Origin of the sequence: Acinetobacter sp. UNC436CL71CviS28, from assembly GCF_000620525.1 — a bacterium.
Classification (GTDB): domain Bacteria; phylum Pseudomonadota; class Gammaproteobacteria; order Pseudomonadales; family Moraxellaceae; genus Acinetobacter; species Acinetobacter radioresistens.
The window spans coordinates 1-9,778 of record NZ_JIBB01000057.1 but is presented as its reverse complement, the minus strand read 5'-3'; the positions used below and the strand labels follow the sequence as shown (position 1 = coordinate 9,778).

Genomic DNA, 9,778 nt, shown 5'->3' with positions numbered 1-9,778 from the left:
ATTTAATCCGCAAAGTTTAATCAGACTTTGCACAAAGCCAGTGACCATACGTAAAGGCAGACGGAATAAAGATTTAATCATTAAGCAGCATTGGATGGCTGCGTCGGAGTAGGTTTGATTTCGCCCTTGTTTGCCTTTTGATGGAGCATACCATTGCGTAGCAGGATCAAACCAAATGGCAATATTTCCGCGACTCATGAGTGCTCGGTTATATGCGGGCCAATTGGTTGTGCGGTAGATTTTGTGTGCAGGCTTCTTCATTTGAAAATTATATCGCTGAAAAAGCCTTTACAGATAGGTTTGTGCAACAAAGCCCCTGATCGACTGAATATGGCTGAGCTTCTTATACCATTCTTTATAGCAATTATTCTATTAACAATAACTCCGGGACTGGATACAGCATTAATTATACGAACAGCTACTGTAGGAAATAAAAGTAAAGCATTCAATGCAGCCTTAGGTATTGCGTGTGGCTGTTTAGCATGGGGTGTACTCGTAGCTTGTGGAATAGGCGCTATTTTAGCTACCTCTGAACTTGCATTTAACCTGTTAAAATGGTTAGGAGCTGTTTATCTGGTATGGTTAGGTATTGGCTTGATTTTTAAACCTCGAACAGTTTTTGAGATAACGTCAAATCCTAACAAACAGGAAAATTGGTTTTTAAAAGGTTTGATTACGAATATATTGAACCCTAAAGTCGGGTTCTTCTATGTCTCATTTTTACCCCAGTTTATTCCAACTGGTGAAAATTCTACATATTGGCTTTTAAGCTTAGTAGCCATTCATGTGGGTTTAGGTATTTTATGGTCATTATTTTTGATTACTTTGATGAAACCTATTTCGAGATTTCTACAGCAAGGTAAAACTCTGAAAAAAATTGATCAGATAACTGGCTCCATTTTTATATTGTTCGCGCTGAAATTAACCTTCACCAATAGATAACCCCCATACTATTTACCTGAATGACGATCATGCGTTTTAAAAATTTAAACGTTTAACTTTTATAATAAATTTTCATTTGCATAAAGAGTGGGTTTAAGCAGTTTCTGTCTGGCCCACTTGGTGATAAGCACGATTAAAATAAACCAGACTTTGATCATGCTGGCTTTGTTGAATCGCAACAATAGGACAAATCAAAATAGTGTGAGTTCCCACTTGTTGAATTTGCTCAATCTCGCAGTCGAAACTTACCAAAGCATCTTCCAACACAGGTGCACCTGTTTCCAACTCAATCCATGCACCATGTTTAAAGCGTTCTTCTGGCGTGAGTTTAGATGAAAATGCTTTTGAAATATGTTCGTGATGCGCGCCTAAAACATTCACTGTTAAAATTTTGTTATCCAGGAAATGTGCATGTGAGCTTGCAGCCTGGTTCATACAGACCAATAATGTCGGTGGTGTGTCAGTCACACTACACACAGCAGAGGCAGTAAATCCAAAACGGCCAGACATACCTGCCGTGGTCACAACACTGACTGCACTTGTGAGTAAAGACATTGCATTTTTAAAGTCTGTTGCCTGAACCATGACATTATTCCTAAATTGAACCGTACTTTTTCCTGTGTGTTTGCTATACCACCCAACTCCATCAGGAAGGTACTATCGACATGCGTTCTGATTAGAACGACATGTAGTAAGTAAAATGAGGGTTACTTGTTTGATTATCAACTGCCATCAAAAAAGTAACCCTTTATACCACTTATTGGTAAATATTAAGCAGTAAGTTCCAATCCTGTAAGTTCTCTGCGAACGATTTCTGCACCTGCACTTAAGGCATTTAACTTGCCACGTGCCACTTCACGAGAAAGAGGTGCCATACCACAGTTTGTGCAAGGATAAAGCTTGTCAGAATCTACAAACTGAAGCGCTTTACGGAGTGTATTCGCCACTTCTTCTGGTGTTTCAATCTGGTTAGATGCGACATCAATTGCACCGACCATCACTTTTTTACCGCGAATAAGCTCGAGTAAATCGATAGGTACATGTGAGTTGTGACATTCTAATGAAATGATATCAATGTTAGAAGCCTGAAGTTTCGGAAACGCTTCTTCATATTGACGCCATTCCGAACCGAGTGTTTTTTTCCAGTCTGTATTAGCTTTAATGCCGTAACCATAGCAAATATGAACCACAGTTTCACATTTTAGGCCTTCAATGGCACGTTCCAAAGTCGCGACACCCCAGTCATTGACTTCGTCAAAGAATACATTAAATGCAGGTTCGTCAAATTGAATGATGTCTACCCCAGCAGCTTCTAATTCTCTTGCTTCTTGGTTCAAGATTTTAGCAAATTCCCAAGCCAGTTTTTCACGGCTCTTGTAATGACCGTCATAAAGCGTATCAATCATGGTCATTGGGCCAGGTAACGCCCACTTGATAGGTTGATTGGTTTGCTGACGTAAAAACTTGGCATCTTCAACAAAAACCGGCTTTTGACGTGATACCGCACCCACTACAGACGGTACACTTGCATCATAGCGATCACGAATTCGAACTGTTTCACGCTTCTCAAAATCTACACCATTTAAGTGTTCAATAAACGTCGTCACAAAATGTTGGCGGGTTTGCTCACCATCACTGACGATATCGATGCCAGCAAGTTGTTGCTCGTGTAATGCCAAACGTAACGCATCTTTTTTACCTTCAATCAAGCCTTCGTTTTCGAGTTTCCAAGGTGACCAAAGCTTTTCAGGTTCTGCAAGCCAAGACGGTTTAGGTAAGCTGCCAGCAGTTGAAGTCGGTAATAATTTTTTCATGATCAATGACCTGTATGTATATTAATTAAGAGCGTAATTTGCAGACCACTGCTCAAGAATCGCTTGGTATGGTTTGATAAATTGCTCTTCAACAAACTTCCCCTGCTCAATAGCCAGACGGCTACGTTCTTCTCGGTCATACACAATGCGAGTGAGTGAATAGTCTTGATTCTTCAAACTTGGCTGATAATATTTACCCGCAACTGAATTTGCATTATAAATTTCAGGGCGGTAAATCTTTTGGAAGGTTTCCATTGTGCTGATGGTACTGATCAACTCAAGGTTGGTGTAATCACTCAACAAATCACCTGAAAAATAGAATGCTAAAGGCGCGGCGCTATTTGCCGGCATAAAATAGCGGACCTTTAAGCCCATTTTTTGGAAATATTCATCAGTTAATGAATAGTCTTCTTGCTTGTATTCGACACCCAAAACAGGATGTACATTTTCAGTACGGTGATAGACCTTACTTGTTGAAACGCTTAGGCAAATGACAGGCGCTTTTTTAAAGTTGGCTTTATAAGTCTCAGAGTTAATGAAACTTCTAAACAGGTTGCCATGTAATTCACCAAAATTTTCTGGTGTGCTAAAGGTAGGCTGATCTTTATTATGATCAAGCAACAGCACACTAAAATCATAATCACGGACATAAGAAGAAAAATTGTTGCCCACAATACCTTCAATACATTTACCGGTTTTTTTATCGATAATATTGGTTTTCAATATTTCAATCAAAGGGAGCCCACTGCTATGGTTTTGCACATCAATATTCATTTCAACTGAAATGATTTCAAGCTCAACAGCATAGCGGTCGCCTTTAGGGTTGTCCCAATAAGCTAAGGCATTGAAACGATTATCAATCATCCGTAACGTATTGCGCAAATTTTCCTGACGGCTCATCCCTCTTGCCAAGTTAGCAAAGTTGGTGGTAAGGCGCGTATTGTCTGCTGGACGATAGTTTTCATCGAAACAAATACTCTTAATCGTAAATGTAAACTCTTTATTCATTGTGATCAGTACCCTAATTTCCGAGATAAACCTAAAAAATCTTTTTGCTCTTTTTAAACTTTCCAGCCTTATCGGTTTTGCGCCTTTTGGTCTTATCAAAAGTGAATTACTGGAGCGCTTCAGAACATGAATAGATTTATACCGCAATCACAACATGAATAAAAATGATTTAGTCTCATTGGAAAGTGAGTTAAATTCATGTTTAAAAACTAACGCTATTAGAATTAAAGAATATTGGTAAAAAAAAATGAGATTTTTAAATTCTTTTCCTACTAATAATTTTTTAATTTTCTGCATGTTATAGTGTAGGAACTTATATTTATTCTGATTTAATCATCGTACTTATGATTTAAATCATACATGTATATGGTTATATCTAAGCAGATAGAGGGCTGGTGCATGATTTAACGAGTTATAGCGTTATAATTTGAACTGGTAATTTTAGTAACATATAACAGAGCTTAATCATCATTAGAAAAAATTTTCAAAAATAACAGTTTGATTTAAGAATTTTGAATATTACTGAATTTTTTATATAAGCCTTTAACTATACTTCTATACATCATAGCTAGCATGATTTTATTCAAGTTTTATCGCATAAAGATTATATAATTTAATATTCTTCTAGTGCTCATTTTTTGAATATAATCTATTTTTAAAGTCATATGTTGAATACCAATTGTTAAAGCTGCTTCATAATCAATTAGGGATTTTAATTGCCCCTTTTATTTTTATTGCCTCTTTAACAGGGCTACTCTATGGCTTAACGCCCCAGCTTGAGAGCTTTATTTATAAAGAGCAGCTATCCGCACTACATAGCCCAAACCATAAAACTCAACCTCTTAGTCAACAGGTTGCAGCTGCCTCAACTGTTTTACCTCATGATGCAAAGATATTTGCAGTTCGAACACCGCAGACTTCTGAACATACCACACGCATTCTTTATCAGGTGCGCGACAACCCTGATACAGTTAAGGCAATATTTATAAATCCATATACATTAAAGATCCAAGGTGAACTTCCTGTTTACGGTACCAGTGGGGTTTTACCTTTAAGAACTTTTTTAGACCAGTTACACCGCAGCTTATTACTAGGTGAGTATGGTCGTATATATAGCGAATTTGCAGCAAGCTGGTTAGGACTATTCGCTTTAACTGGCCTGATTCAATGGTGGAGCTATCGTAAAAAAAATAAATCCATTCATTCACGCCATTCACTTATCAAATGGCATTATATTTTCGGTTTAACTGTATTACCGATGCTATTTTTCTTTTCTATTACCGGTTTAACATGGTCAAAATGGAGCGGAGCAAACATTGCACAACTTCGCCATTTACTCAATAGTGATACACCAACTTTGTATCTGGCATTAAATCCAAAAACGATGAATGTGACAAATCCACATGCTGAACATTACATGCAGATGGATATTTCAGGCCAACATCTTTCAACTAAATTAAACTTCAAAAACTTTGATCGTATTGTCGAGCTTGCTCATCAAAATGGTTTAAACGCACAAGCATTACAAATTAAACCCAGTTATCAAAAAGATCGGGCCTGGTCGATAGAAGAAATGAATCATCGTTGGCCAATTCAAATCGATGCTTTAGCGGTAGATATGTCAACTCAACATATTATTGACCATTTAAGATTTAGTGATTTTCCATTATCTGCAAAATTAACACGCTGGGGAGTAGATTTACATATTGGGGTTCTGTTCGGCTGGCTAAATCAAGTTTTGCTAGTTCTGTCTGCAGCCATAATCTTATTAGTACTAATATTTTCTTATCGGGCATGGTGGACTTACCAACGACCTTTGGATACGTTACGAAAGTTTAACCAAGGCCTATGGCAACAGTGGAAAAATTGTAATCAATTCCAAAAAATTATTTATATCAGTATTTTATTTGGCTTATATTTTTTACTACCTGTATGGACGATAAGTGTAGTGCTATTACAATTAACTGCAACAGTATTCCACTATTTAAGTCTTAAAAAATCCCATAAAAATTAAATGCATAAGTGATAAATATTTAATTTATTCGTGTCCTGTAAATAGATTTATACAGCTAATTTGCTTCATAGGTTTTTCGATTAAAAATAATTGAGTAATAAGAAACCCCGGCATCCTGCCGAGGTTTCTCATATTAGGTTGCTAGATATAACTCCTGTCTTATCTCACAGTCCTGGTGCTGAAACTTATTATTATTGTTTTATGTTCTGGAACATCCTGTTCCTTCATGACTTCATCATAAAAATATTCTCATCGACTGCATAGCAGTTATAAGCGCCTATTGATGTCAGTGAAAACTTACAAAATTTTATAAGTTAGATAGCGTGTTCCAATATATGACTACTATGAAAAGCTACTTTCTTTTTTATCGTAGATACATTATTAACGTTCACTTCTACCCTCTACTATACGTAGGGGAGTCTGTTCAAATGTTCCTATTTTCACATTAGCAGGAATATAGATTTCAGCTGCTAGAGGAACTTTTAATACCGAATACCGTGTATCTACGCTCAGAGTAATTGCTTTTAATTTTTTGTTTTCATTATAGACAGGACTTGATACCCAACGTAATTGCATCACAGCATATTGCCCGTTATTAATTACTAAATTTTGAGCCAGCTGTTCAGGTCTGGTACCATTTTCCAAAGGCAAAATCTTATCTTCTGAGCCATAAATTTTAACTCGTGGACGTGCCGGGAATTGGCATTCTGGTCCTTTATTATAAATTTTAATTTCTGTACCAGAATGTGACATACCATTAAAATCACCTGCTTTATTATCGACCTGAATAGTTAACTGCTCTGCTCGGCACTCTTGTACTGCAGATGAGTCCATGACCAACTGTTGCGGAGTTGGAATGAGTAAAATGGCCAATAATGGATTGGTGAATAGCATAGAAAGCTCCTAAAAGAGATAAAATACATTGCCTGACAGTTACAGAATTTTAGGTACTCCTTTGGTATTGAATTTAAAAAGTTCTATTTTTGATTCATGGGGATGATTAATAAGCTAACAACAACTGCAAAATTATATTTTTATTTATTAAGTATTGATTAGGTTAAAATTTAATTTAAACCTTTTTAAGCCACCTCTAGAATCCTTTAAAATAGTTTCTGCTTGATATAACAAACTAAAATTAAAATACAATTCTAAGATATACCTGATTTTGGGGACTAAAGATAAAAAAGATATGGATAGATCAAGTGATCAAAAAAATAATATATTTAAATATGTTAGCACTGGTAGCGACTTATAGTTCTTTATTCTACCAGACTACTATTGATGTTGAACGTCTAGCCGTCGATACAATCGAGAAGGATGAGGTAATAGCTGGAGGAGCACCTTTCCAATTTCTTATCGATGGAGAAATTTCGCCTGTAGGTAGCATCGGTATTGATCCTTTATCCTTAGTTATAGGTTTAGACGAGTTCCACTACCTATACTTTATTCTAGACTATATATTCTGGTTATTGATTCTTCTAAGTCTTTATTTTATTTATTTAAAATATGGTCACTTAAAGCGCACTTAAAACTATTTGGTGTTTAGTTGAATTACTTTATCCAGATGGTGTTCCCAGCCGCGGTTCGGTTATTTCTTCTGCTGCTTTTAATATCATAATTTAATGAAGAGTGTTTGGCTCGGTAACTTCCTATCTATTTAATACTTATATTACTTCTCTTTTTTAGCAGAAATGAACAATCTGTTTTTGCTCTTTTATATTAAATTCAAGTTAAGCAGAGACTTATATCTAATAAAGTACTATAACGATAGATTATATTATGAAGATTATATTTACTTTTTAAAAATGTAAAATATAATCATTTTCATAAAAATCTTGTGAAACTATATTCTGTGTTAAAACGTCACCTACTTCTCGGTTTGTTACCACTTAGCTGTCCTATTTTCGTATTTGCAAATGACCAAATTAGCTCATTACCTACTATCAGTTTACAGGCAACCAGCAAAACTGATAATGCTCATCTAGCCTATAAGGTCAGTACGGCAAGCTCTGCCACACGTACTCATACCTTATTGAAAGATACTCCTCAGGCAGTCACGGTTGTCTCTGAAGCAGTCCTAAACGATATTCAAGCTACCCGCTTATCGGAAGCTCTTGATGTAGCAGGTATAGGGCGGGCAAATAACTTTGGTGGTCAGGGTTTAACCACATTTACCTCACGCGGGTTTACTAGTGGTGAATACTACCGGAATGGTTTTCCAATTAATCGTGGTTATCCCAATGCACCTGACAGTAATACCATTGAACGTATAGAAGTATTAAAAGGTGCATCCTCTAGTTTGTATGGCCGTGGTGATCCGGGAGGTACATTCAATGTCATTAGTAAAGTACCCCATGCTGAACAAAAAACAACTTTAGGTTTGAGTGTTGATCATGAGGGCCTGTTGCGGGGCACTTTAGATACAGCCGGCGCTTTAACTGAAGATGAGAGTCTTATGTACCGCTTAAATGTCATGGGAGAAAACGGAGATACTTACCGCGACCATGTTGATTCAAAGCGCTGGAATATTGCACCTGTTATTCAATGGAGTCCTTCAGACACCACTAAAGTGACCTTAGAAGCTGATCTGTTACGTAACCAGCATGCTTTAGACCGGGGTTTTACCCGCTACGAAGGACAAAAAAGATATAATTTTGACCCGGCAGAGTACTGGTGGGAAACTGGCAAGAACCGGAATCGCTTATATAATGATAATGACATGCTACAGTTACGCATTGAACATACCTTTAACGATGACTGGACACTTAATATTGGTACTCAATATTTAAATGGAAATCTGCATGGTTATGCAGTTGAGCAAATGGCATTAAAGCTGACACAGAGGGTGAACTACTTACCCGTAATTATAACTGGCGTAATTTAGATTGGATTGATAGAAACTTTCAGGCCAATATAGTCGGAAATTTTAATTTAGAGCATACTTTAATTTCAGGCATAGAACTTGAAAATTATGATTATAAATCTTTTATTATTCGTTCGAAGGATGATTTTGATTTAGATATTAATCATCCATATAAACCACAATCATTGCCAGAATTAAATAATATATCCACCCACGACCGTGAACAATTAAAAAGCCAAGCTTTATTTATTCAGGATCAAATTCATCTGACTGATCGTTTAAACACCTTGCTTGCTTTACGCTTGGAAAGCTATCAGCATGATTATCACAACTTTATTTCTAGTACATCTTGGTCTACAGATAACCATGCTGTTATTCCACGCATTGGTATGACTTATGATCTGACCGACCAACTGACAGCATATGCCAATATTAGCAAATCATTTAAGCCTAACTCCGGAGTGGATCGTAATAATCAGGGCTTTAACCCTGAAGAAGGTATTTCTTATGAAATAGGTACAAAATACACATTACTAGATGAACAGCTTTCTTTTGACACTGCCATTTATTATGTAAAAAAAGAGAATGTTTTAACTCTTGACCCAACAAACTCGTCTAAAAGTATTGCTGCTGGAGAGGTATCAAGTAAAGGTTTTGACTTAAGTCTGATAGGCAATATTATACCGGCGTGGAAAATTATAGGAAACTATTCATATGTCGATGCTAGTGTAAATAAAGACAATACCTTAGAAAAAGGAACACATCTAGCCAATATTCCTCAAAATTCATTTAATTTACTCAGCATTTATGAATTTAAATCAGGGCAGAGTAAAACTTGAAGTGCGACATAAACCACCTAATTAATTTAAAGGGTTTATGGAGTATATAAAATTGTCATACCATCATCTTAACTTTGAAGATCGTACTGCATTAATGCTTGAGTCAAGAAAAGAAGGCTTTTCAGCCAGAAAATTTGCTGAACTCATTAAAAGACATCCTAGTACGATCTATCGTGAGCTTAAAAGAAATAGCATCAATGACGTTTATCAAGCTCGATATGCTTCTGATAACACCTTCGCTAGACGTAGACGTGGTCACAGAAAACTCAAAATCGATTCAATCCTCTGGAAATTTATT

The 9,778-nt window shown here is 36.4% G+C and carries 9 protein-coding genes and 1 pseudogene; 5 read left to right on the top strand and 5 right to left on the bottom strand.

The features are described from left to right. The coding region (locus N518_RS16935; RefSeq protein ID WP_026444438.1) for a transposase at positions 1–261 on the bottom strand (261 nt) is incomplete at its 3' end. Positions 262–330: 69 nt separating this feature from the next. Between N518_RS16935 and N518_RS0114430 the strand changes: the two genes are divergently transcribed. Next, positions 331–942: a LysE family translocator gene (locus N518_RS0114430; RefSeq protein WP_005026506.1), complete on the top strand. Its 612-nt coding sequence runs from the start codon at positions 331–333 to the stop codon at positions 940–942. Positions 943–1,035: 93 nt separating this feature from the next. Here the strand turns inward: N518_RS0114430 and N518_RS0114425 are convergent, their stop codons facing one another. The 3 genes from N518_RS0114425 to N518_RS0114415 form a co-directional block, all read right to left on the bottom strand. Beyond that, positions 1,036–1,527, bottom strand: a complete 492-nt coding sequence (locus tag N518_RS0114425) for a flavin reductase (RefSeq protein ID WP_005026507.1) — start codon at positions 1,525–1,527, stop codon at positions 1,036–1,038. A 185-nt stretch (positions 1,528–1,712) separates the two neighbouring features. After that, positions 1,713–2,756, bottom strand: coding sequence for a methionine synthase (locus tag N518_RS0114420; protein ID WP_005026518.1), 1,044 nt, complete (start codon positions 2,754–2,756; stop codon positions 1,713–1,715). Between the two features lie 21 nt (positions 2,757–2,777). After that, positions 2,778–3,764: a DUF1852 domain-containing protein gene (locus N518_RS0114415; RefSeq protein ID WP_005026521.1), complete on the bottom strand. Its 987-nt coding sequence runs from the start codon at positions 3,762–3,764 to the stop codon at positions 2,778–2,780. 679 nt (positions 3,765–4,443) lie between these two features. Here N518_RS0114415 and N518_RS0114410 point away from each other — a divergent pair. Beyond that, the gene (locus tag N518_RS0114410; RefSeq protein ID WP_005026523.1) at positions 4,444–5,778 is read left to right on the top strand and encodes a PepSY-associated TM helix domain-containing protein; all 1,335 of its coding nucleotides are present in this window, start codon (positions 4,444–4,446) and stop codon (positions 5,776–5,778) included. A 381-nt stretch (positions 5,779–6,159) separates the two neighbouring features. On the opposite strand, the gene N518_RS0114405 is transcribed toward N518_RS0114410, so the two are convergent. After that, the gene (locus tag N518_RS0114405; RefSeq protein WP_005026526.1) at positions 6,160–6,672 is read right to left on the bottom strand and encodes a hypothetical protein; all 513 of its coding nucleotides are present in this window, start codon (positions 6,670–6,672) and stop codon (positions 6,160–6,162) included. A 335-nt stretch (positions 6,673–7,007) separates the two neighbouring features. Between N518_RS0114405 and N518_RS0114400 the strand changes: the two genes are divergently transcribed. The 3 genes and pseudogenes from N518_RS0114400 to N518_RS0114390 form a co-directional block, all read left to right on the top strand. Continuing rightward, positions 7,008–7,307: a hypothetical protein gene (locus tag N518_RS0114400; protein ID WP_005026535.1), complete on the top strand. Its 300-nt coding sequence runs from the start codon at positions 7,008–7,010 to the stop codon at positions 7,305–7,307. Positions 7,308–7,630: 323 nt separating this feature from the next. Next, a pseudogene (locus tag N518_RS16440) lies at positions 7,631–9,462 on the top strand (TonB-dependent siderophore receptor); the annotation flags it as partial. Positions 9,463–9,574: 112 nt separating this feature from the next. Beyond that, on the top strand, positions 9,575–9,778 hold a 204-nt coding region (locus N518_RS0114390), incomplete at its 3' end, for a helix-turn-helix domain-containing protein (protein WP_249364825.1).

Excerpts from the sequence above, each read along its gene's own strand:
- N518_RS0114425 (WP_005026507.1), bottom strand. The coding sequence starts at position 1,527 with ATGGTTCAGGCAACAGACTTTAAAAATGCAATGTCTTTACTCACAAGT.
- N518_RS0114405 (WP_005026526.1), bottom strand. The coding sequence starts at position 6,672 with ATGCTATTCACCAATCCATTATTGGCCATTTTACTCATTCCAACTCCG.
- N518_RS0114430 (WP_005026506.1), top strand. The coding sequence starts at position 331 with ATGGCTGAGCTTCTTATACCATTCTTTATAGCAATTATTCTATTAACA.
- N518_RS0114420 (WP_005026518.1), bottom strand. The coding sequence starts at position 2,756 with ATGAAAAAATTATTACCGACTTCAACTGCTGGCAGCTTACCTAAACCG.
- N518_RS0114415 (WP_005026521.1), bottom strand. The coding sequence starts at position 3,764 with ATGAATAAAGAGTTTACATTTACGATTAAGAGTATTTGTTTCGATGAA.
- N518_RS0114400 (WP_005026535.1), top strand. The coding sequence starts at position 7,008 with ATGTTAGCACTGGTAGCGACTTATAGTTCTTTATTCTACCAGACTACT.